We start from the raw sequence: 21,615 nt of genomic DNA, 5'->3' as shown, positions 1-21,615 counted from the left end.
TATGTTTAATTTATCAAGCAAACATGAAGAAGTTCAAACCAGTTTAAGTACCTTTGAAGAGCTTAAAAAGCTATTGCATGATGCCGTTATCGAAGAGTACGAACAAGAACCAACCGCGCTTTTATCAAGTAATGTTCTCGAAAAAATCTCTGTATTGTGCAGTGAAATTCCACAATTTAATCAATCTTCATTTAATCAACACCAACAAGAGCAGGTTGTTCAGGCTGTATTTGATGAAATTCAGGGTCTGGGTCCTATTGCACAGTTTATGCTGGACGATCAGGTGAGTGATATTTTAATAAACGACACGCAGGATATTTGGATTGATAAACAAGGCAAACTACTTTGCACAGCCAGTAAGTTTGATGACGAACGCCATTTACGCCGATTTGTTGATCGCTTACTTGATGGTTGTGGCCGACAAGTGAATGCGCTTATGCCAATTGTTGATGGCAAACTAAAAGATGGTAGCCGTGTTCATATTATTGTACCGCCTGCGTGTACCAGCGCAGCTATTGTGTCTATTCGTAAGTTTAACCATAAAAAAATAAACGATGACTTTTTAGTTAATAACCATTTTTTAGATAAAAACATCCTATCATTTTTAAAAAGTGCAGTTAAAACAGGCGTTAATATTTTAGTATGTGGTAATGCCGGAGCGGGTAAAACGTCATTATTAAACGTACTTGCTAACTCAATTAACGCAAATGAACGTGTGGTAACCATTGAGGAAAGCGCTGAGCTTAATTTGCATCACAACCACGTTGTGCAATTAGAAGCCCACGACACAAACAGCGATGGTAAAGGTGCAGTTAGCCTAAGAGATTTAGTAAAAGCAGCCCTTAGAATGCGCGCAGATAGAATACTTGTTGGAGAGGTACGCTCAGGCGAGGTAATCGATATGCTCCAAGCAATGAACTGTGGTCACCAAGGTTCGATGACGACCATACATGCTAACAGCGCAAATGATGCCGTTATTCGTTTATCTACCTTAGTGCAGTTACACAATGCACAACTGAGCGATACCCATACAAGTTCGCTAATCGCGTCGAGTATTCAACTTATTGTGCATGTTTCTCGCTCAACTAATGGCACCCGAACTCTAAAAAGTATTGGTGAAATTAAGCGTGTTAATGGCGGCGCACATTTTAGCCCGCTTTATAGTATTAACGAAGCAGAGCCTGTACAAAGTGAGTTAATAGATAACTCAAGTGTTATTGAGTTTATGAAAGGCCAAGGCGCAAATGCAAAAGAATTAAAAGCATTACTGCACAATAACCCGGAGGCTAACAATGACTAAACTTGATTATTTATTAGCTATAGCGGCGGTTATAACCTTTGTACTTGCAACTAGTGTGTTGGTTTCTTTGTATGCTAAAAATAAAAGCAGCCAAGGCACTAAAAAAGTAGATATTTTAGAAGAAAAAGACGTACTTACTCTGTCACTACGAGTGCTAGGCTTAAACATAAGTAACGCCTGGTTTATAAGCATGGCGTGCTCGCTCTCTAGTAGCTCATGGTTTTTAGCTAAATTATATTATCCAGAGGCATCAACCAGCGCGTTTATTATTTCAATCGTGGTTTTTGTAATCTGTTTTATAACTGTGATTGACTTGGCTCATTATAAATTAGCAAAATTTGAGCATCATTTTTTAGAATTTATTGAAACCGTACAATCGTGTTTAAGCACTGGGCTATCGCTACAGCAATCAATGCAGTTTGCTGATGAACATGCAGACCCATATATAAAAAAACAAAGCACCTTACTAATACAACGCATGAGCATGGGTAGTGATGCCGAAACGTCGTTTGCCCCTTTAATTGAAAGATACAACTGCGAAACCGTAAGATTGTTTGCTCATAGCATCATTACACATACACAAAGCCAGTGTGATTTAACCGATATGCTAAAAAGCGTATGCAACATGATGTCGCTTCGGACCCTCGACCGACAACAGCTAAAAGCTAAGCTTTCGGGTACTAAATACGCTGCTGTATTTAGTGGTTTTTTACCTTACGTACTAATTCCTTTATTTAGCTATACCGATCCAACCTGGTTTGAACCATTATTAAACGACCCTAATGGGATTGCATTTATAACGGTTGCGCTTCTTTGTCAGCTATTTGGTTTTTTATGGCTACGCCTTAGCTTAAGGGTAACATTATGATTGATATACTTTTACTTATCGGACTTTTAGTAAGTATGGGCTCATTTATCCATATTCATAGGCAATCTCTTAAAGTTGAATTAGATAAACCCGATACTAAAAACATTAATTGGTATCCGCTAATCATCATCTCTAAACGTCAACTAAGACAAGCAGGGATTCAAATTAATAAAATATTAATAAGCCTGTACTGCTTCAAAGTGGCTGCTACTTTTAGTGCATTTACGGTTATAGAACTAACAGGTTATGAGCTGAGCCAATCGATTAAATTATTACTGTGTTTTATGTGTTTTTTTGCACCCGAATGCTGGTTTTTATTACGTAAAAATCAACGCAAAACCACTATTAATAATAGCTTAGAGTTTTTTTTACGGGTGTTACTGGTTTACATGCGCGCTGGATTTTCACTAGAGCGCTCATTTGCACTGGCAGTTGATCATGGATTAAGTCAAAAACACCCATTATACAAAGAGCTAAAGTTATTTTTATTCGAACTAAGCGCAGGTAAAGATCGTGAATTTGCATTTAATTCACTTTTTGAAAGAACCGGCGTATTAGGAATTAAAAAGCTCGCCAACTTAATGTTAATAGGGTCAAAACTTGGTACGCCACTTATCCAAGCAGTAGAGGCTCAACTTGAAGGCCTAGCTCTAAAAAAGAACATTTTACTCGCTAAAAAGGTAAACAAAAAAGCGATGCACACAACCTTTCCCATTATCTTAATTTGTTTTCCGATGTTTTTGGTATTGGTGTTTTTTCCCGCAGCATTACAAGTAATGAACGTACTTAAAATGCTTGTAGAAGTGTTATAGGAGCCTGATATGAAAAAGCATTATCAACATGGGTACATACTTACTATTGAGCTTATATTAATTATTACAATTTTAATTATTGGCTCAATTGGCGGGGTTATTTTAGTCAGAGATGCCCTTATTAAGCGCCATCAAACTAAGGTAGATAATCAAATTACTGTCGTTGATGCTAACAATAGACCACTCGGTATTGCAGTAAGTTTTGATGAGCATCAAGCACCACTCATATTTTATACAGACCGTGGAGCAAACAACACGTACAGGGCATTAATAGGCATACGAGACGATAGGTTTACCTCGCGAGAAGCTGTTTATTACGATGCTCCAAATTGCCAAGGTAACCCGTGTTTAAAGGGCTTAAGTGACGAAGCAACAGACAGCCAAGGTGTTAGCAAGTTAAATAATACCGGTAATGTAAGTTATATAAATGCGCTGCAGCAAGGTCCAAATTATGCAATAGGGCAGTTAGGTAATACCGTTATTGGTCAGTTATTAAGAAGTACGCCACAACAATGCCCAGCTAATAGTGAACAAATTCTATCTCGTTATGTATCGCAAAAAGTAGTAACAGGCTCACCTTGTGAAAGCTTTGAAATAGATAAGCAACCGGCCGACAGCAGTTGTTTAGTTGGCTTGACCGCTTTGGGTCATCCACTTGTAGGAACCGACGGTCGAGAGTTGGCGCTATCATGTGACACATGCCAAGCAGGGTACGAATCGCAAGGCGACATACTTGATTTATATTTACCCGAAGTAGAATCCCTCTTAAAAGAAGCACTTAAAGCGCTTAAGTTCGTTCTTATAGGAACAAACTTTGATATAGAGCTTGGCACTATATGCTGCCCAGAAGGGACACGCTTAGAAGAAGATGAAAACATTGTAGAGACACTCGTCTTCACTATTTTACAAACTACATTTGAGCTCGCCGGTATTGATTTAGTAAATAACCTTATTATTAGTGAAACACTGAGCTTAATAGGGATTGAGCCAGGCATTACATATTGCAAAACATCACTTAATTTAGTTAATGCAGAACAAGTAATTAATATCACCACAGGCGAACCAGCACTTAGTAGCTTAACACCACCATTTAAAGTTTTACTGCCAGTACATAGCGGCCAAAACAGTACAACGTGGATACATACTCCCCCTAAAGGGGAAGGAGAACGTCAATGAACGCCTCAAATATATTTACCTCACATGCTAATGTAGCAGATACACAAACTGATGAAATATCAACAGAAATTAAAGAAACGCTAACACTACTAAAACAGTTTTATGATGTTCCAATTGTTAAATTTATCGATTTTAGAGAAGTTTATTCAGAGCAGTTAATAACCTGCAACGATAAAGAAAGCGTCGAAAATGAGTTATTAAGCTATCAAAAACGCTGTAGACAAGAAAAACTATATTTATTTGAAGATACCTTTTTTGATGATGTATCAAACAACACGCACAAATTAATTCGTTTTTATGCACAATATCCAATTTATAGTGTCACTAATAAATTAATTGGCGTAGTGCTGATGGCCGATTTAGCACCTAAAACATTAATAGGTTCACAAAAAGATCAGTTTATTTCATTTGCTCAATTATTACAGACACAGTTAAATAAAAATTCAGATTCAGTAAGTAATCAAAGTGCTAAGCCTGAGAAAAAAAATTATGATGAAAAGTATATTCATGTATTTAGTTTAGCGCCCGTCGCATTTTTAATTGCATTAGTATTATGCTCATTCACTGCATTACTTCTTTATACTATTGAAAAAAAGGAGCTGCAAAGTAACTACAATCAACAAACCCAGCAATTACGTAAAACGTTATTTAATGCATTAGAGCGATTTGATAATCAAGGATTGTATATATCTCAAAAAGATTTAGTTATTGCAGGCTTTTTGCAAAGCCAAAATAACTATACAAAAGAGCAGCTTAACAATTTAGTGCAGAGTCAGGTTTCACAAAGTTTAACTTACAAAGGGTATGTTGTGTTTGATTCTGAGTATAACCAGCTTGCACTTTGGTCAAAAAATAATTTTGATTTAGCCGCGTATGGGTTTACAAACTGGTTAGAAAAATTTAATAAAAGAGCAAATAAACAAGCAGTAGAAGTATTTACGGTTGCTGATACGGCCTTCTTAATTTCTGAAATAAAAATAAAACAAGGCTCTATTTATACACTTACAGCATTTGATTTAAGTAAGTTTTTAAAAGCCGTTATTGGCAAATTAAACACTGAAAATTATAACGTTTTTATAGCAACACCACAGTTTACTTTAGGAAAACAAGGAGAAGTAAACCCGAGTATAATTAAAAATAGTATTAGCGCTTTAAGCAGTCGTTTTCCACCTACTTGGCGCTTGCATGTGCAACCAATGAATAAAATAGTACGACCACAAATAACTAAATACAGTTTAATTAGATTAGGGTTAATCTCTTTTTGTGTATTCGCGTTTGTGTATTATTTTTTACGTTTACCAAGGCGTTTACACAGTGAAATAAAACAAAAAAATCAGTTAATACTCAATAGAGAGGAGCTTTTTTCAAGTTCTCTGGATGCACTGCCGCATGGGTTTGCTATTTTTAATAGCCATGAATTTCCTGTGATTACCAACAATGCTTTTAATCTTTTATTTGCACAGGTGAATAAACAAAACAGTCAGCTATCGTATAGCCAGCTGATAAGTATTGCGCAGCAGCATAATATTATAAATCACTACCATGAACATCATAAGCTTGATGATGACCGTAACCAATTAATAGATATAGGTTTTACAGACGGGAAGTGGATAACTGTATTACAAAGACATACAGATTTTAATGGTTTCGTTTGCTACTTTAGAGATGATACAGAGGCACATCAAAAAGAATGTTTACTCGCTGATGTTCTCGAAAAATCAAAACAGACAAATCAATTAAAAGAAAAATTTGTTACAAGGCTTAGCCGTCAGTTAAAAACGCCTTTATCATCTTTAAAGTCATTAGTTGAAATATCTAAAGATCCAATAAGCTTTAACGAATTTAAAAACAATGTGGGGAATATTTCTGATGCATGCGACCAGCTCGAAAGTGTAATTCAGCAACTCGTAAATATAAATAAATCGGAAATAGGTAAGTTAAAGCTTCAGGCCAAAAACGTAAACCTAAATCAAATGATCAATAATAATATGTCGATTTTAGCTAAAGAGGCTGAAAATAAAAGAATCGTTCTTAAAAATAATATTACGCCTGAATTAACGGTCGCAAGCGATGAAAAGTTAATTTCTCAATTGGTTATTCAATTAGTGACTGAGGTTTTGGATTCATCAAATAATACAACGCTTTCAATTAACGCTCAGATTAAAAATGAAAGTAAACGTAATTACTTATACCTCGATTTTTCATTAAGTAATTTGATCGACAGTAGTAACTTTATAACTGAGCTTAAAAGTATATCGGGTGATGATATAACGCGCTTTATAGATGATAAAGACGTGTCATTAGAGTTAAAGTTTTTTATTTCAATATTTAAAATGTTAGGTGGTAAAGCGATAATTGTAAGTAGTAACGCGAATAAATCAACGATATCACTTTCTATGTTGATCAACATAGCAACCAAACAAGGTAAAGACAATGAGCAAGAAGTACCAAGTAGCTCGTTAACAAATAATGATTTAGTAAAAGCTAGTTTAGTAACTAACAAACACCAAAACACGCTATTACTGGTTGATGACGATCCTCTTGTTGAGATTGTAATTAGAGCGATGCTAAAAAATGAGAATATTAAAATAGATTACGCGCGCAGTGCAATAGAAGCGATGTTGATGGTATCGCAAAACAGTTACGACATTATTTTAATGGACATAGTAATGCCAGAATTGTCGGGAACTGACGCTATGTTAAAAATTAAAAAACACAGTGACAATTTGAAAACTAAAATAATTGCGCATACATCGACACCCGATACAGATTCAAAATACGTTAACCAGGGCTTTGATGACATGCTATTAAAACCAGTAAAACAAGGTGTATTAATAAACCAAATAACACGCATTTTAAAAGATAAGTCGTTATAAATTAGCGTATATTACTGGAACAGTAATGAGGTAAAACATGAAAAACACTATTGAAAATATGGCTGAAGTTATCGAGTTTAAAGTAACGCCAATAAATAAAACTAAACGACTGCTTTTAGTAGATGATGACTTGCTAATAGAAATAGTAATTAGAAAAATGCTTAACGAAGAAAATATTTTAATAGATTTCGCATCAAGTGCTATAGAGGCGCTACTTATGGTTTCTCAAAATATTTACGATATTATTTTAATGGATATAGTAATGCCGCAATTTACAGGCACCGACGCAATGCTAAAAATAAGAAAGCATGCTGACGCATCAGCAACAAAAATTATCGCTCATACATTTAGTGAAAACGAAAATAGTGATAACAAGTATGTAAAGCTTGGGTTTAACGGCCTGTTATTGAAGCCAGTTAAGCAAAGTGTATTAATAGAAAATATTAGATATTTTTTGGAATGATAAATAGAAACAGTAGGGCGGTTAACTATTTTTTATTTATAGCTTACTAAAAAGTTAAATTATAATTTTTGAAAGCACTAATATTTATTAGTGCTTTTGCGTATATGAACCTTTAATTTATTTAAATTTGTAAAAGTTCTTTAATAAGAATAATTATTTCAAATTATTCCTTCAAAGTATTACAAACTACGCTTTTGTAATTGTTGCATATATAAGAGTCATCGTTTCACACTTCCTAAAGCAATTTAATAATCATAATTATTAAACCTATAATTTTATGGGGTAAGTAAACTAACTTAGCCTAGAGCCTACGTATCACAAGGGTTTAACTTTAAAAACATTATGATGCTTCAATAATTAATAGATACTCATCTTGGGATGAAATTTGCTTTATAGGCTTATATTCCGGTTTTATCGGTTACTAAATATTATAATTTTTTAAAATTAACGAGGCAGAAATATGAACAAAACACAGTACGTTACAGTAGAGGGTCATAAAATTGCATACCAATAAATTGGTGAAGGAACATCATTATTATTAATACATGGTATACCGACTAATAATGCATTATGGCAAAATGTTATGCCAAAACTAGCATCTAAGCATCGCACCTGATTTACTCAATTTTGGTGAATCTGATATGCCAAGCGACACAGATGTATCTATAAATGCACAATGTAGAATAATGCTTGCACTTAATACTTGAATTCAAGAGTTTATGGAAGAGCTAAATATTTCTAAAACAAATGTTGTAGCTCATGACATTGGTGGCGATATAGCTCAATTAATGGCTGTAAATCATCCGGATAAAGTAAACGGGTTGGTTTTAATTGATAGTGTATGTTTTGATTCTTGGCCAATACCAGAGTTTGAACCTTTGCTAGAACCAGGTGTAGAAGAAAAAACAACTGTAGCTGAATTTGTGGATACATTAAGAGATTTCATGCCCAAAGGTGTTTACGACTCGAGCGTAATGACTGAAGAGTTAATGGAAATATACTTAAAACCTTGGAGCAACGAGCTGGGAAAAGCCGCTTTATTTAGTAACATGCGCAGGCTCAATAAAGAATATACCGAAGCTATTACAGGCGACCTTAAAGCTTACCTCATGAAACGCTCATATTATGAGGTGAAGAAGACAAGTTTCAAAAGCCAAATTCATCAGCCAAAGTATGTGCCAATGTTAGAACAAGCCATATTGATTTGGTTGGACAAAGCAGCTCATTGGTGAATTCATGAATGATAAAACATTCTAGAACATCAGAAACACATCAACTGGATGGTTTAAAAACTATTAAATTCAATAGCTTGAGTTTTACTATATAAAACAGCTACTAGGTAATTATTGTTTATACCGCTTGGATATATTAATTACCAAGCGGTATTTTTATATGTTCAAAAGCTAATATAGTAAGTGGGTAAGACACTGACTATTAAGATAAGTAGGTTGATGCTTATTAAATAGTCAAAATATCGCGTTTATACGTTAATTAATGAAGGTGAGTAACTTGGTTATGTATTTATTTATGCTATTTAACATAATGTAAATTATAGGTAGTTTATGACTATGTAGTAAGAGCGCTTAAATGCGCCCTCGCTATGTCCAATACTAGACGGTATCGGACATTACGTGGTTTTATTACAATAACAAGTATTACTAATACAGATGCTTTGCTTTTCAAATTGTTCAATCAATACTTAATAAACGCTCAGCTGTATATTCGTTAGTAATTAATCCACTGATCATGTTTGACCTTACTGCGCCCAAAATGGCTAACACTTTTTCTTCACCAGCAGCTATCGCATAAATCTGTTTGTTAGTATTTGTTTTTAATGGCGTACTTGCTACACGCTGATTAACTGTGCAATCTAAAAGCTTACCGTTTTTATCAAACACCCAACTAATCATTTCACCGACGGCACCTAGTTCTTGTAACTCTTTAAGTTCTTGCGCATCAATAAAACCATCTATATGTAATGGCGATTTTTCACCTAAGCTACCAATACCCACAAATGTTACATCGGCATCTTTAGCGAGTTTTAAATTACCGGTAATATTTTGTTGTGCATGTAACTGTTCTTTTTCTTCAATACTTCTTGGTAAAACTGGCAATGGCATTGGGTAATGTTTTGCATTGGTGTGTTCGGCCATTCTTACTACAACATCATAAGGCGAAGCCGATCCATCCAAAGCCATATTACCTAGCATTGCTACAATTTTATGTTGCGGACAATCAACAGTTCTTAGCTCATCTACACATGAACGTAAAACTCGACCGGTTCCCATAGCAAGTACTTTGGGTTGTTCTGATTTTAAATGGCGTTCTATTTCTGCCGCGCCAGCTTGAGCCAAACCTAATGCAGATGAAGGTTCAGACGGGTCGCTCGGTACAACTTCGCACGAATCTAACCCAAAACGGCTTTTTATTTTTTCGGCCAGATCCATACATTTAGCAATCGGATGATCTAGCCTAACTTTAATTAGCCCTTGACTAACTGATAACGCAACCATTCTTTGTGCAGACTGGCGAGATATGTTGAGTTTTTTAGCTATTTCATCTTGCGTTTTACCGCCAACATAATACAACCACCCTGCTCTGGCCGCATCGTCTAGCTTTCTAATTTCTGTATTTGATAGCTTTACCACGTAAACCTCTTAAAATAGAAGGAAAACTAAGTCCTTATTTTCATTACATAATTTTAATTATATGTGCTGCTATATAAATTATTTATTAATTTTTGAGTATCTATTTATTAATAACGTTTTTGTTATTTATAGTTGTAAATATACCATTCCTTAATAAAAAATACCTAGGTTTCATAGGATTATGTAATTAGAATTTAGTTAATAGCACCTTTATAAAAGTGCTATTTAAGGTAATTTAAAATTGGGTTTAGCTAATTGTTAAACCATTATTATCAAACTTTAATACTTTATCTGCAGGTGCGCTTAGGTAAATACTGTCGCCATATTTTAATGGGCAATCACCATCAGCTTTTACTGTTACGGTACCTTTTCCTTCAATATTTATATGTAAAAAGCTCTCCGATCCTAAGTGTTCAATAACACCGACAGTACCCGCCCAAGTGCCGCTTTCTGAAGAGAGTGTTATATGCTCTGGGCGAATACCAATACAACTAACAGTCGTATCTTCATTTTGTGTAGCATCTATAAAATTCATTTTTGGCGAACCAATAAAACCCGCTACAAATTTGTTTACAGGATTTTTGTAAAGCTCTAGAGGTGTACCTACCTGTTCAAGAATACCGGCATTAAACACAGCAATTCTGTCTGCCATTGTCATGGCTTAAACCTGAACGCTTGTAACATAAACCATTGTTTTTACTGAATTTTCAGCGTCCATACTTATAAAGCCACACGCGAACATAATTAATTTATTTTTCATCGGGTATTCCCCATACACGTTATGCTTTAACAAGGGCTATTAAATTTCAATCTATTTCCAATTCTATTTATGGCAGTTTTAAAGTATAAAACTGCCCACAAAGTGCATTTTTAGGCGCTTTATATAAATAGATGGACTGGTTGGATAATGATTTAAAACTTAACAGAGATTTCTGAAGTGAAGCCGTCAAATCCTTTACCGATTTGGCCGCCCGAATTAACACCTTCTTCTTGATTAACATACTCAACTTTTAAAAGCGTTTTATCGTTAAACCAGTAACCTGCGGCTACTTGTATACGCTCCACTGTGTTGTCTGTTTGTTCAATTAAGTCGGAAGTGTTTTCGGCTTCTGCATAACGAGCCGCTACATATAGCTTTTTAGGGATTAGATATTATTGTGCTTCAAACACGAAGTACTCAACCGATGAGTCGCCTTCTATTGCACTGTTTGAATCAAAAGTAGTGCCATTTTCATCTGCTATGCCGTTAGATGCATCTGAGAACGTATAATCTACCCACCATAAAAATCAGACTAATCTCGTCAGATGTTTGATAAGCTAAGTTAAGCTGGATGATCGATATTAGTTAAATCTATAAATAGTTTATTTATTAGTGTTTTTTAAGTAACGTTCTTGAGCTTATGAAGGGGTTAGCTTAGTATTAAAGCACTTAAGATGTACTCAAAATAGAAGTTACCTACATATGGAATTTGTTCGCCCGCTAGAGCCTATCCTCATTATTGATGATGTTAAGGAAATTCGTGATTATCTAAACCAAATTTTAACTGAGTTAGGGTTTGAAGATATATTAGAAAGTGCCGATTTTAGCTCTGCTAAGCCTATTATGGACAAAAAACCGCCAGGCGTTATATTTGTAGACGTTGATTTACCTGACTCTGACGGTACGGATATATTAGAATACATTAATAGTACCTACCCGCATACTCATGTTGTTATGTGCTCTGGCCATAATAGCCTCGAAAACGTGCAAAATACGTGGGAAATGGGCGCTAAAGGCTTCATTGCAAAACCATTTAATACAAAAAAAGTAGACACCGTAATGAAGCGTCTTGAAATAATAGAATAATAATAAGGTTAACATGCAAAGCACTGTTACTGCGATTATAGAAGATCTTTCGAGTGTTATATTTGGTAAACAGCAACAAATAAAACTGGCACTTACTTGCTTATTTAGTGAGGGACATTTACTCATTGAAGATTTACCAGGTATGGGAAAAACTACCCTTTCTCATGCATTGTCGGCTGTATTAGGTTTATCCTATCAACGCATACAATTTACAAGTGATCTTCTTCCTGCTGATATTTTGGGTACTAATGTATTTAATTCTACCGAGCATAGCTTTACGTTTCATAAAGGTCCTATATTTAGCCAAGTAGTTTTAGCTGATGAAATAAACCGCGCAGGGCCTAAAACACAGAGTGCGTTGCTTGAAGCAATGGAAGAGCAGCAAGTAACAATAGATGGTAAAAAATATACGCTGCCAAATCCATTTTTTGTTATCGCAACACAAAACCCGCTTTATCAATCGGGTACTTATCCGTTACCCGAGTCGCAATTAGACCGTTTTTTAATGCGTATAAGCTTGGGGTTTCCTCCTAAAGAGGCCGAAAAACGCTTAATTTTGAATATGCAAAAACGAGATTACAGCCAATTACCGCAGCGAATTAACAAACAAGAGCTTGCTGAAATTCAATCCAAAATAAGCAAAATAACACTAAGTAGCCCAGTGGTTGACTACATTATTGAACTAGTTAATTACACTCGTACGAGCAATGCGTTTGCAGCATCGCTATCACCGCGTGCAAGTATGGCTTTGGCTAAAGCAGCTAAGTCATGGGCTTTTATTGATGGCCGTGATTTTGTAATGCCAGAAGATGTTCAAGCCGTATTTGCAAGTGTGTGCCAACATCGATTAGGTTTGCATAATGAGTCAGGTGAAGCGCAAGTAAACGATATTTTAAAAAACGTTTTAGTTCCGGTATAAATTTTTATGCCAAAAAAAACAGTTAAGCGCCCTTCTTTATTTAAGTCATTTAAGGTCAGTTTATTTAATAAGTTATTAAAAAATAAACATTTAAAAAACTCAATTACGCTTGAACATAGAACAATTTATGTATTGCCGTCATCCCTTGGCTGGTACTTTGTTATTGTGGCTATTTTAAACTTTGTGATGGGTATTAATTATCAAAATAATTTAATTTTAATAATGTCCTACCTTATGTTTGTGGTAATAATTATTGCTGTGCTAATGGGTTACAGCAACGCCAAAGGCTTAACGGTTAAATTTAAAGATGCGTTTAATAGTTACTCGCCTCAAAAGCCAAATATTCGATTTGAATTGCAAAGCCCCTCAGTTACCCAATCTATTAATTTAACGTATCAAGGTACTGAGCAAACTCAACAACATACTGATGAAGTGGATAGTAAAACGCAGCTACTCACACTTAACTTACCTTATAGTTCACGCGGTAAATATGCAGTACAACGCATTAAAATTGCGAGTAACTATCCGTTTGGTTTAATTACTGTTTGGAGCTACATTCAATTACAAACAGATATTTTTGTATACCCGTCGCTTGAACAAGTACTTAGTGATACACATACCTCAATGCTGGACGAACAAGCTGATAAAGGGATATCAAAAGAATCGGGTAGCGAAGAGTTTGAGTCGTTAATCCCACATTTACCTGAGATGGGTTTACAAAGAATATCGTGGAAGCATTACGCTAAAACACAACAACTATTAGTCAAAGAGTTTGCAGATTTTAAAACCGCGAATGCCCTATTCGATTTTACATTGATGAATGGGGATACAGAACAACGTTTAAGCCAATTATGCTTTTTAGTATGTGAAGCAACCGAGCAAAACACGCCTTTTATGTTAAAGCTACCTAGTAAAACAATAAATACTAATACCGGGCTGCAGCATAAGCAGCAATGCTTAGCGTTATTATGTTCATTTAATGGTGGTGTGTAATGGGCATGCTCAAAAACGAAAAAGTAATAAATTACTCACTGTGTTTTATATATGCATGTTTGATTGTATTTTTTATAGCGCATTTACCGTTGGTTTTTGTAGGCGTACTTGCACTTATTTGTGCATGGAATTTTTTCATAACACTGAGTAATAAACCAAAGCCAAATGCCTGGCTTGCAAACATACTCGCTGGTGCGTCGCTTGGTTTAATGCTCTACACTGTAGGTATGTCCGATACGGTTATTTTATTTGTAGCTATGTTACTGCTTGCTAGTTTATTTAAGCTGCTGCAGGCTAAAACCAAAAAGCACTATCATGTAATTACAACGCTTACGTTTTTTTCACTCTCATCGGTGTATTTATTTAACCAAAGTATTTTAACGACTTTAACTGTAAGTAGTTTATATATATTAAATTTTGCAGTACTTGGTCTACTTGAGTCAAAACATAATTTGAAAATAGCCTCAAAGCAAAGTGGTAAATTACTATTTTTAGCGCTTCCTTTAGCTGTCTTTTTACTGCTTTTTTTACCAAAAATGCCCGCTTTTTGGCAACTCCCTGGGCCTAAGCTTGCAAAAACTGGGCTTTCTGAACAAGTCGATCCATTCGATATCGCAAAGCTTTCTAATTCAGATGAGCTGGTGTTTAGAGCTAAATTTAACGAAGTAAAACCTGTAGCGCCTTATTATTGGCGAGCAATAGTTCATGATGAATTTAATGGCAATGCGTGGCTAACGTCTGACTTTTTAAAATATAATAATTTAAAAACTAATATTGAGAGTATAAATGACGAGCAACTTATTGCAAGCTACTCGGTTATTACTGAGCCTGCTACACAAAAATGGCTCTATGGTTTAGCGTATTCAAGCAGTGAATCACAAAATGTTGAAGGTAATTCACTCGGTTTATTACGAAAAAAAAGCCGCCAAGCTAAAAGCTTACAATACGATGTAAACAGCTTTAGTTTTTCAGATTTACCACTTGGACAATTTGAAGAAAAACGCTACAAATATCTAGCTCATAAAGAGAATGTTAAAACATCATCACTTGCTAAAAACCTAAAGAAAAATACACACTCTGACCGTGAATTTTATAATAGTCTATTGCAATATTTTGTAAATAAAGGATTTACTTACACGCTAACCCCTACACCTATGAGTGGTGATAACACGATTGATCAATTTTTATTTGATAATAAACGAGGCTTTTGCGGCCATTACGCGAGTGCTGCGGCTTATATTTTCAGAACTGCTGGTATACCCGCTCGATTAGTCAGTGGCTATTTAGGTGGTGAACTAAATCAAGATAATAATACGCTCACTGTTCGCCAGTACGACGCACACGCGTGGGTAGAAGTATATTTACAAAACGAAGGTTGGGTTATTTTTGATGCAACGGCTGTTGTTGCACCAGAGCGCTTAAATGGCTCACTTTCACAAAACGAAGAGCTGAATGACGAATTTAAAAGTAATCTAGATTTTGGATTAGTGAGCTTAAGTAATTTTCCGGGTATTAATTGGTTAAGGCTAGAGCTCGAGAATTTAGATTATCAATGGTCTAGCTGGGTACTTGGCTTTGATGAAGAAAAACAAAATGATTTTTTAAAATCTCTTTTTGGTAGTAAAAACATTTGGCTTGTTCCATTAATGGTATTACTCACTGCAGGTTTTTGTTTTGTTGGTTACTTTGTTTATTTAAACTTACCAAAGCGCCCAACTAAATTAGCGCCTATGGTAAAAGAGTTTAATGAAATACAAGCATGGGCAAAAAAACAGAAGTTTAATACGCCCGAGCATTTAACACCCAGCCAAAAATTACAGCTATATGCTGATCAAAAGCCTCAAGCTGCGCAATCAATAAACACTTTTAGCCAATTATTTAACCAAGTACGCTATGGTAAAAAACCTTTTACTAAAGAGCGTAAAACTCAGGCTAAAGATCTGATAAAATTAATTAAAACATCCAAATGAGAATACTATGAATGCTGTTGTTATAGGCGTTATTTTAATGCTCGGGCTATCTTTGGCCCGCGTTAACGTCATTGTAGCTATGATTATAAGTGCTTTAGTTGCGGGTTTAACCGCAGGCCTGGGCATAAAAGAAAGTGTTGATGCATTTAATTCTGGCCTTTCTGCGGGCGCCGAAATTGCACTGAGCTACGCTATGCTCGGTGCATTTGCCGTTGCTATTTCTAAGTCGGGCTTAACACGCATACTCGCCGATAAATTACTTGCCAAGGTAAATGCAAAAGGCAGCGGTAATGAAACGTTTTTAAGCTACTTTATTTTATTGATTATTTTAGGCTGTGCGATTTCTTCTCAAAACTTAGTGCCTGTGCATATTGCGTTTATTCCTATTTTAATTCCTCCACTACTCGTTGTTTTTAATCAGTTAAGATTAGATAGACGTGCTATAGCGTGTATTTTAACATTTGGATTAGCAACCTCCTACATGGTGCTGCCTTATGGTTTTGGTGGTATTTACTTGTATTCTATTTTGCATAAAAATCTGGTCGATAACGGCTTAGACATTGTAAATACACAAGTCCCTATGGCGATGATAATTCCTGCATTAGGTATGTTTATTGGATTACTTATTGCGGTATTTATTACCTATAAAAAACGCCGCGACTATACAGAACAACCATTAACAACTGTGAGTAAATCTGCTGATGTCGAAAACCCTAAAAAAGTAATGATTGTAGGGCTATGTGCCGTACTTGCTTCGCTTGTTGCACAAAACTTAAGTGGCTCAATGATTTTAGGCGGCTTAGTAGGTGTAATGATATTTAGTGTATTTGGTGTAGTTAAATGGGAAGAAAACGGCGACGTATTTAGTAAAGGCGTTGCGATGATGGCCATGATTGGCTTTATTATGATATCGGCACAAGGCTTTGCTTCAGTTATGCAAGCAACCGGCGATGTAGCAAGTTTAGTACACAGCGGTGCTGCCCTTTTTGATGGTAATAAACCTTTGGCGGCTGGTGTTATTTTGTTAGTCGGGTTATTAATTACAATGGGTATTGGTAGCTCGTTTTCAACAGTGCCTATTATTGCTACTTTGTTTGTACCTTTGTGTTTAGACCTTGGCTTTTCGGTAATGGCTACCGCTGCACTCGTTGGTACTGCGGGCGCTTTAGGTGATGCAGGCTCCCCTGCTTCAGACTCAACGCTTGGACCAACATCTGGCCTAAATGCCGATGGGCAACACGACCATATTAGAGACTCTGTTATTCCAACGTTTATTCACTTTAACATTCCATTACTGATATTTGGTTGGATAGCAGCAATGGTGCTTTAAGTAGTATGCATGTAAGTATTCGTAAATTTAATTAAAAGCTGAATGTAACTAAAAAGGTATGTTTAAAGCATACCTTTTTAGTTCTTACAATTCTCAATATCACACATTAACAACCCCCTGTTTTGATTACCTTATTAGTGAGTTTTAATTTTGATGTTGAGGTTATATTTAATAAAAAATTAGTATGATGTGTTCTTTATAGTTTTTTATATAAGCACCAATTAAGGTGCTTATATAGCTTTACTCTATTTTGTATTTAAAGCTTTAAATTAATCAAAACCATAAATCATTTTATCGCAAACTACCGGTGTCGGTCTGTGATTATCATCGACTGCAACAAACGTAAAGCTGCCACTAATGGCTGAGTGCTTATCGTCTTTATGCATGGTTTCTAACAAAATATCTACATCAACTTTTAAACTGGTGTTACCTACATGCACTACTTTAGCGATTAATTCAGCAAAAGTACCTGCTGGTATCGCTTCTTTAAAGTCTACTCTATCTGAGGATATAGTAACCAAAGGCTTACGACAAAAACGCGTAGCTGCTATAAATGCAACTTCATCCATCCACGCCAGTGCATCACCACCAAATAACGTATTGTGGTGGTTAGTACGCCCCGGGAATACTGTTTTAGTTACCGATGTGGTTGAGTCTTCAATACGCTGAGCAATTATTGCATCGCGGTTTACGTCAGTCATAATCTCTACTTTTTGTTTGCTAATGTATCTTGCATTAGTAATGCAGGATCAAGGCGTTCGCCTTTCCAGTTAAAGCGCCAATCTAGATGAGGACCTGTTACACGGCCTGTTGCACCAATTTCAGCTACTTTATTACCTTGAACTATTTTGTCGCCCAGTTTTACATCAAGCTTGCTTAAGTGGATGTAAGTTGAAGTAATACCGTGCCCATGATCAATAATTAATGTACCTCCTGAGTAGTATAAATTAGGCTCAGCAAATACCACGGTACCACTAATCGGCGCATAAACAGGAGAGCCTGTTTTATTGGCAATGTCTAAGCCAAAGTGCGGACGACGAGGCTCACCATTAAAATAACGTTGGCTGCCATAAACACCCGATATACGCCCTTCTGCAGGCTTTAACACAGGGTCTAAAAAGTACAGTAAATCAGAGTCGACTTCACGTGCTTTACGCACAGCAACTGCTTCGCGGCTTATACGTGCGCTAACTTCTTTTGGCGGTGAAACATATTTTTTAGCTACGCCGGTAATTTTATCAATTTTATATTCACGCTTGGTAATAGCTATCGGCTGAGAATGTGACTTGCCGCTGTTATCTACCCACTTTAAAGTATGAGTAGTGTCAGCATCACGACCAAAACCAAATACAAAATAACCACTAGATGAAAGTTTTAACTCTTTGCCATCTAAGCTTACCGATTTAGCATTTTCAAGCTTACCTGTAACCAAGCCGCCTTGTGTTAAGTGCCCTTTTAACTCAAGCGCCATAGCACTAAAGCTAGTAGAGGCAATAAGTGCTGTTGCTAAAAGTGTTTTAAACATAGCTAATCGATCCTTTTCCAACACCTTCATAAGCGGTTACTTTTACTGCTTTTTCTGGGTATTGAGCTTTAATTTGGCCAGCTACATGTTCAGCAATACATTCTACGGTTGTATCTACTGGTAAAATGTCGCAACGAGATTTGCTAATAGCCATTTCAAAATAGCCTTGTGTCGATGTATAGGCAAAACATACGTCATCAGCTTTAGCTGTTATGTGTTTTAAATCACTGCTGTTAATTTGATCTTCACTGGTAGCTAAGTAAATATCTTCCCACTTTTGAGACCATTCTTTTTGCAAGCGCGGCATAGAAATGCCATCAAGGCTGATACCAATTTGAGAACGATGCCCATGAATAATGCGTTGGCAATTACCGTCATGTTTTTTAAGGCCATGACTGTAATGATAGTAAAAGCTTTGGCTGTGTTCAGGCTTAAGAGACAGCTCAATTTTTTCAATGTTATCTGGGAGTTTTGGTAAAATAGTCACAATTAAAAATTCAGTAACCGATTCAACCGTTACTTCGTCTGCGTTAATCATACAATAAGCTTGATGAGGGGCGCTCATAGCTAAGTGGTTGTTTTCACCAAATGTGCAGTCGAGTGTTTTATGCTCGTCAAATTCAGATACAGTCCCATTAAGGCCCATAGGAATTGCTAATCGGTGATCAATACACTCATCTATAATGCCTTTAATTTGCTTTTTAACTAAACCAAAGTCTAAAACCATAGACTCTTCGTTAAGTTTACCGTGCAAAGTTAGATCAACAATCCAGCTCTCGCCAACGGCGCCGCGTTTGTTACATAAGTAAGAAAAATCAATCACAGTTAGTGAGTTAACAAAAAGGATCATAAACTTCCTTTAGACTGGTTATAAGACAGCATTAATTATAATGATTTCTGATTGTAATTGCGCGGTTTTATAGTGCAAAAACCAATCGCGTTGATTGATTGGTGATTTAATATGCAATATTTTGATTTTTTAACTGCTCCGAGTTGTTTAGCGTACAAGTGTACGCTAAAGTACTTGGCAATTTCTAAGCGAAGATAAGTGTTATGGAACCTAAAAATAGCTATACAAAAGAAGATTTGATCCTTTGTGGTCAAGGTGAAATGTTTGGTGAAGGCAACTGTCGTTTACCAAGTGACAACATGTTAATGATGGATCGCATTACCTCTATAACTGCTGATGGCGGAATACATGGTAAAGGCGAAATTGTTGCTGAGCTTGATATTGACCCTAGCCTTTGGTTTTTCGATTGTCATTTTAAAGGCGACCCAGTAATGCCAGGTTGTTTAGGCCTAGATGCTATGTGGCAACTAGTTGGCTTTTACTTAGGTTGGTCTGGTGGCCCAGGTCTTGGCCGTGCGCTGGGTGTGGGTGAAGTTAAATTTACTGGCCAAATTTTACCTACTAATAAAAAAGTAACTTATCGCCTAGTAATGAAACGCGTAATTAAACGTAAATTATTTATGGGCGTTGCCGATGGCACTGTAGAAGTAGACGGCCGAGTAATCTACGAAGCAAAAGATTTAAAAGTGGGCTTATTTCAAGACACTAGCGCGTTTTAATTACTTTAACTGAATCCTTAAAAATTTAGTTTTAAAAGTTAACGCACAAACAAAAAGGCCTCCAATGTGGAGGCCTTTTTGCTTAAATTCGATTATTGATCTTAGGTTTTGTACATGTTGCGGTTTTCAATCGCCTCACGCCACCCTCCTAACCACTCTGATTTTGGATCTACTTGTTGATAAGGGCATAGCTCTTTTGAGCGACCTGCTAAACCTGCTTTAAAACCTTGAGAATGAGCTCTTTCTAAACGATCTCTTTTCTGTCTCTTCATCGGTAATATCCTCACCTTTTTATTTATATATTGTGTAGCATTAGTGAAATCTACATTTAATGAATAGTTAATAAAAATGTAAAATTCAAATCGTAAAAGCAATTAAATTGTTTGACTTTAACTAAGCTGCTGATGCAAAAATGAATTAACATTTAAAAAAGTAAGTGGTCATACAACATTTAATTTGACCGGTTTTATGCTAAATAAAATGCGACTCAATAATCGCTAAAATGTACTTAAGTACATAATTTACGACCTGTGCATTTTGACTAAGTTCCAAACAAAAATGTAATCGTGACACTTTTATTTCAGTTATTTTTACTCACCCTATTTGCATTCTTTTTAAACAATTTAATATTATGCTTGATTATTTAAAGTCGATCGGTCTAATATATAGCTATGAACAAAAATACATCAACATCAATACGCCGTGGTCGCCCACCTAAAATAGCCAGAGAGAACGCCGATACAAAAGCGTTACTTATTCGTACGGGCCTAGAAACTCTAACTGAGTTTGGCTTTAGCGCCACTGGCCTCGATACTATTTTAAAAAAAGCCGCTGTACCCAAAGGCTCTTTTTATCATTACTTTAAAAGTAAAGAAGCCTACGGCATAGCGCTAGTTGATGCATACGACAATTATTTTATTGCCAAGCTTACCCATTACTTACAGCAAGAAGATGTTCCCCCACTTGAGCGAATCGTTAATTTTACCCAAAGCGCCATTAAAGGGATGAAAAAATACGATTACAAACGTGGCTGTTTAGTCGGTAACTTAAACCAAGAACTTAACCATTTAAGTGAAGAATTTAAAACCAGATTAATGCAAAGCTACACCGCATGGCAAAACCATGTAGAAGTTTGCTTAAATCAAGCTAAGCAACAAGACACTATTGCAAGCCATGTAAACACACAATTAATGAGTGAGTACTTTTGGATTGGTTGGGAAGGTGCTGTTATGCGCGCCAAGCTCACTAAATCAAATACCCCACTTACTTTGTATACAGAAATGTTTTTACGCGCATTATTAACCTAATGCGTTTTTATTT

General features: G+C 35.9%; 18 protein-coding genes and 3 pseudogenes. 14 read left to right on the top strand and 7 right to left on the bottom strand.

All coding sequences use genetic code 11. From position 1 onward, the window contains the following. The first annotated feature begins 1 nt into the window (after position 1). The 7 genes and pseudogenes from I6F53_RS10520 to I6F53_RS10490 all read left to right on the top strand — a co-directional run bounded on the left by I6F53_RS10520 (position 2) and on the right by I6F53_RS10490 (position 8,752). On the top strand, positions 2–1,300 hold the full coding sequence (locus I6F53_RS10520; RefSeq protein WP_197239493.1) for a CpaF family protein: 1,299 nt from the start codon (positions 2–4) through the stop codon (positions 1,298–1,300). After that, a complete protein-coding gene (locus I6F53_RS10515) occupies positions 1,293–2,168 on the top strand; it encodes a type II secretion system F family protein (RefSeq protein ID WP_197239492.1) in 876 nt (291 codons plus the stop codon). Before I6F53_RS10520 ends, I6F53_RS10515 begins: the two co-directional genes overlap by 8 nt. Then, the gene (locus I6F53_RS10510; RefSeq protein ID WP_007586675.1) at positions 2,165–2,980 is read left to right on the top strand and encodes a type II secretion system F family protein; all 816 of its coding nucleotides are present in this window, start codon (positions 2,165–2,167) and stop codon (positions 2,978–2,980) included. Before I6F53_RS10515 ends, I6F53_RS10510 begins: the two co-directional genes overlap by 4 nt. A gap of 9 nt (positions 2,981–2,989) precedes the next feature. Beyond that, on the top strand, positions 2,990–4,156 hold the full coding sequence (locus tag I6F53_RS10505) for a hypothetical protein (protein ID WP_197239490.1): 1,167 nt from the start codon (positions 2,990–2,992) through the stop codon (positions 4,154–4,156). Further along, the gene (locus I6F53_RS10500) at positions 4,153–7,032 is read left to right on the top strand and encodes an ATP-binding response regulator (RefSeq protein WP_197239489.1); all 2,880 of its coding nucleotides are present in this window, start codon (positions 4,153–4,155) and stop codon (positions 7,030–7,032) included. Before I6F53_RS10505 ends, I6F53_RS10500 begins: the two co-directional genes overlap by 4 nt. A gap of 37 nt (positions 7,033–7,069) precedes the next feature. Further along, positions 7,070–7,495: a response regulator gene (locus tag I6F53_RS10495; protein WP_010552799.1), complete on the top strand. Its 426-nt coding sequence runs from the start codon at positions 7,070–7,072 to the stop codon at positions 7,493–7,495. Positions 7,496–8,009: 514 nt separating this feature from the next. Next, positions 8,010–8,752 (top strand): annotated as a pseudogene (locus I6F53_RS10490) (alpha/beta fold hydrolase). A 431-nt stretch (positions 8,753–9,183) separates the two neighbouring features. Here the strand turns inward: I6F53_RS10490 and I6F53_RS10485 are convergent. The 3 genes and pseudogenes from I6F53_RS10485 to I6F53_RS10475 all read right to left on the bottom strand — a co-directional run. Continuing rightward, positions 9,184–10,143 carry a sugar-binding transcriptional regulator gene (locus tag I6F53_RS10485; RefSeq protein WP_197239488.1) on the bottom strand — a complete coding sequence of 320 codons (960 nt, stop codon included), beginning with the start codon at positions 10,141–10,143 and terminating at the stop codon, positions 9,184–9,186. Between the two features lie 247 nt (positions 10,144–10,390). Beyond that, positions 10,391–10,837: pseudogene (locus I6F53_RS10480) on the bottom strand (TOBE domain-containing protein); the annotation flags it as partial. Positions 10,838–11,055: 218 nt separating this feature from the next. Further along, a pseudogene (locus I6F53_RS10475) lies at positions 11,056–11,482 on the bottom strand (hypothetical protein); the annotation flags it as partial. A gap of 123 nt (positions 11,483–11,605) precedes the next feature. On the opposite strand from I6F53_RS10475, the gene I6F53_RS10470 reads away from it, so the two are divergent. Genes I6F53_RS10470 through I6F53_RS10450 form a run of 5 tightly spaced genes read left to right on the top strand, consistent with a single transcriptional unit; the run spans position 11,606 to position 17,201 of the window. Then, positions 11,606–11,989 carry a response regulator gene (locus I6F53_RS10470; protein WP_165728620.1) on the top strand — a complete coding sequence of 128 codons (384 nt, stop codon included), beginning with the start codon at positions 11,606–11,608 and terminating at the stop codon, positions 11,987–11,989. 13 nt (positions 11,990–12,002) lie between these two features. Further along, positions 12,003–12,908, top strand: coding sequence for an AAA family ATPase (locus I6F53_RS10465; RefSeq protein ID WP_197239487.1), 906 nt, complete (start codon positions 12,003–12,005; stop codon positions 12,906–12,908). Between the two features lie 6 nt (positions 12,909–12,914). Beyond that, positions 12,915–13,901 (top strand): DUF58 domain-containing protein, encoded by a 987-nt coding sequence (locus I6F53_RS10460; RefSeq protein WP_197239485.1) that lies wholly within the window; start codon positions 12,915–12,917, stop codon positions 13,899–13,901. Continuing rightward, on the top strand, positions 13,901–15,871 hold the full coding sequence (locus I6F53_RS10455; protein WP_197239484.1) for a transglutaminase family protein: 1,971 nt from the start codon (positions 13,901–13,903) through the stop codon (positions 15,869–15,871). The genes I6F53_RS10460 and I6F53_RS10455 overlap by 1 nt, the downstream gene beginning before the upstream one ends. Before the next feature lie 7 nt (positions 15,872–15,878). Then, positions 15,879–17,201, top strand: coding sequence for a Na+/H+ antiporter family protein (locus I6F53_RS10450; RefSeq protein ID WP_197239482.1), 1,323 nt, complete (start codon positions 15,879–15,881; stop codon positions 17,199–17,201). Between the two features lie 269 nt (positions 17,202–17,470). On the opposite strand, the gene I6F53_RS10445 is transcribed toward I6F53_RS10450, so the two are convergent. Genes I6F53_RS10445 through I6F53_RS10435 form a run of 3 tightly spaced genes read right to left on the bottom strand, consistent with a single transcriptional unit; the run spans position 17,471 to position 19,576 of the window. Next, positions 17,471–17,902, bottom strand: coding sequence for an acyl-CoA thioesterase (locus tag I6F53_RS10445; RefSeq protein WP_002960891.1), 432 nt, complete (start codon positions 17,900–17,902; stop codon positions 17,471–17,473). Positions 17,903–17,907: 5 nt separating this feature from the next. Beyond that, positions 17,908–18,726 carry a M23 family metallopeptidase gene (locus I6F53_RS10440; protein ID WP_197239481.1) on the bottom strand — a complete coding sequence of 273 codons (819 nt, stop codon included), beginning with the start codon at positions 18,724–18,726 and terminating at the stop codon, positions 17,908–17,910. Next, entirely contained in the window at positions 18,719–19,576 is an 858-nt protein-coding gene (locus tag I6F53_RS10435; RefSeq protein WP_197239479.1) for a 6-carboxytetrahydropterin synthase, read from the bottom strand. Before I6F53_RS10435 ends, I6F53_RS10440 begins: the two co-directional genes overlap by 8 nt. Before the next feature lie 203 nt (positions 19,577–19,779). On the opposite strand from I6F53_RS10435, the gene fabA reads away from it, so the two are divergent. Continuing rightward, positions 19,780–20,295 carry a bifunctional 3-hydroxydecanoyl-ACP dehydratase/trans-2-decenoyl-ACP isomerase gene (gene fabA / locus I6F53_RS10430; protein WP_007582756.1) on the top strand — a complete coding sequence of 172 codons (516 nt, stop codon included), beginning with the start codon at positions 19,780–19,782 and terminating at the stop codon, positions 20,293–20,295. A 101-nt stretch (positions 20,296–20,396) separates the two neighbouring features. Here fabA and rmf read toward each other — a convergent pair whose 3' ends face one another. Continuing rightward, positions 20,397–20,567 (bottom strand): ribosome modulation factor, encoded by a 171-nt coding sequence (gene rmf / locus I6F53_RS10425; RefSeq protein WP_002960897.1) that lies wholly within the window; start codon positions 20,565–20,567, stop codon positions 20,397–20,399. Between the two features lie 399 nt (positions 20,568–20,966). Between rmf and acuR the strand changes: the two genes are divergently transcribed. Continuing rightward, positions 20,967–21,602 (top strand): acrylate utilization transcriptional regulator AcuR, encoded by a 636-nt coding sequence (gene acuR, locus I6F53_RS10420; RefSeq protein WP_197239477.1) that lies wholly within the window; start codon positions 20,967–20,969, stop codon positions 21,600–21,602. The last annotated feature ends 13 nt before the right edge of the window (positions 21,603–21,615 follow it).

The organism is Pseudoalteromonas sp. SWN29 (assembly GCF_015864465.1).
In the GTDB taxonomy this organism is placed as follows: Bacteria; Pseudomonadota; Gammaproteobacteria; order Enterobacterales; family Alteromonadaceae; genus Pseudoalteromonas.
Note: the sequence above shows the minus strand (reverse complement) of the source record. Positions and strands in the feature narration are given on the sequence as shown.

Bases quoted from the DNA above. Each gene is read 5' to 3' on its own strand.
- I6F53_RS10460 (WP_197239485.1), top strand. From the start codon at position 12,915: ATGCCAAAAAAAACAGTTAAGCGCCCTTCTTTATTTAAGTCATTTAAG.
- I6F53_RS10450 (WP_197239482.1), top strand. From the start codon at position 15,879: ATGAATGCTGTTGTTATAGGCGTTATTTTAATGCTCGGGCTATCTTTG.
- I6F53_RS10505 (WP_197239490.1), top strand. From the start codon at position 2,990: ATGAAAAAGCATTATCAACATGGGTACATACTTACTATTGAGCTTATA.
- I6F53_RS10455 (WP_197239484.1), top strand. From the start codon at position 13,901: ATGGGCATGCTCAAAAACGAAAAAGTAATAAATTACTCACTGTGTTTT.
- I6F53_RS10510 (WP_007586675.1), top strand. From the start codon at position 2,165: ATGATTGATATACTTTTACTTATCGGACTTTTAGTAAGTATGGGCTCA.
- I6F53_RS10515 (WP_197239492.1), top strand. From the start codon at position 1,293: ATGACTAAACTTGATTATTTATTAGCTATAGCGGCGGTTATAACCTTT.
- I6F53_RS10500 (WP_197239489.1), top strand. From the start codon at position 4,153: ATGAACGCCTCAAATATATTTACCTCACATGCTAATGTAGCAGATACA.
- rmf (WP_002960897.1), bottom strand. From the start codon at position 20,567: ATGAAGAGACAGAAAAGAGATCGTTTAGAAAGAGCTCATTCTCAAGGT.
- I6F53_RS10520 (WP_197239493.1), top strand. From the start codon at position 2: ATGTTTAATTTATCAAGCAAACATGAAGAAGTTCAAACCAGTTTAAGT.
- fabA (WP_007582756.1), top strand. From the start codon at position 19,780: ATGGAACCTAAAAATAGCTATACAAAAGAAGATTTGATCCTTTGTGGT.
- I6F53_RS10440 (WP_197239481.1), bottom strand. From the start codon at position 18,726: ATGTTTAAAACACTTTTAGCAACAGCACTTATTGCCTCTACTAGCTTT.
- I6F53_RS10470 (WP_165728620.1), top strand. From the start codon at position 11,606: ATGGAATTTGTTCGCCCGCTAGAGCCTATCCTCATTATTGATGATGTT.
- I6F53_RS10435 (WP_197239479.1), bottom strand. From the start codon at position 19,576: ATGATCCTTTTTGTTAACTCACTAACTGTGATTGATTTTTCTTACTTA.
- acuR (WP_197239477.1), top strand. From the start codon at position 20,967: ATGAACAAAAATACATCAACATCAATACGCCGTGGTCGCCCACCTAAA.
- I6F53_RS10465 (WP_197239487.1), top strand. From the start codon at position 12,003: ATGCAAAGCACTGTTACTGCGATTATAGAAGATCTTTCGAGTGTTATA.
- I6F53_RS10495 (WP_010552799.1), top strand. From the start codon at position 7,070: ATGAAAAACACTATTGAAAATATGGCTGAAGTTATCGAGTTTAAAGTA.
- I6F53_RS10445 (WP_002960891.1), bottom strand. From the start codon at position 17,902: ATGACTGACGTAAACCGCGATGCAATAATTGCTCAGCGTATTGAAGAC.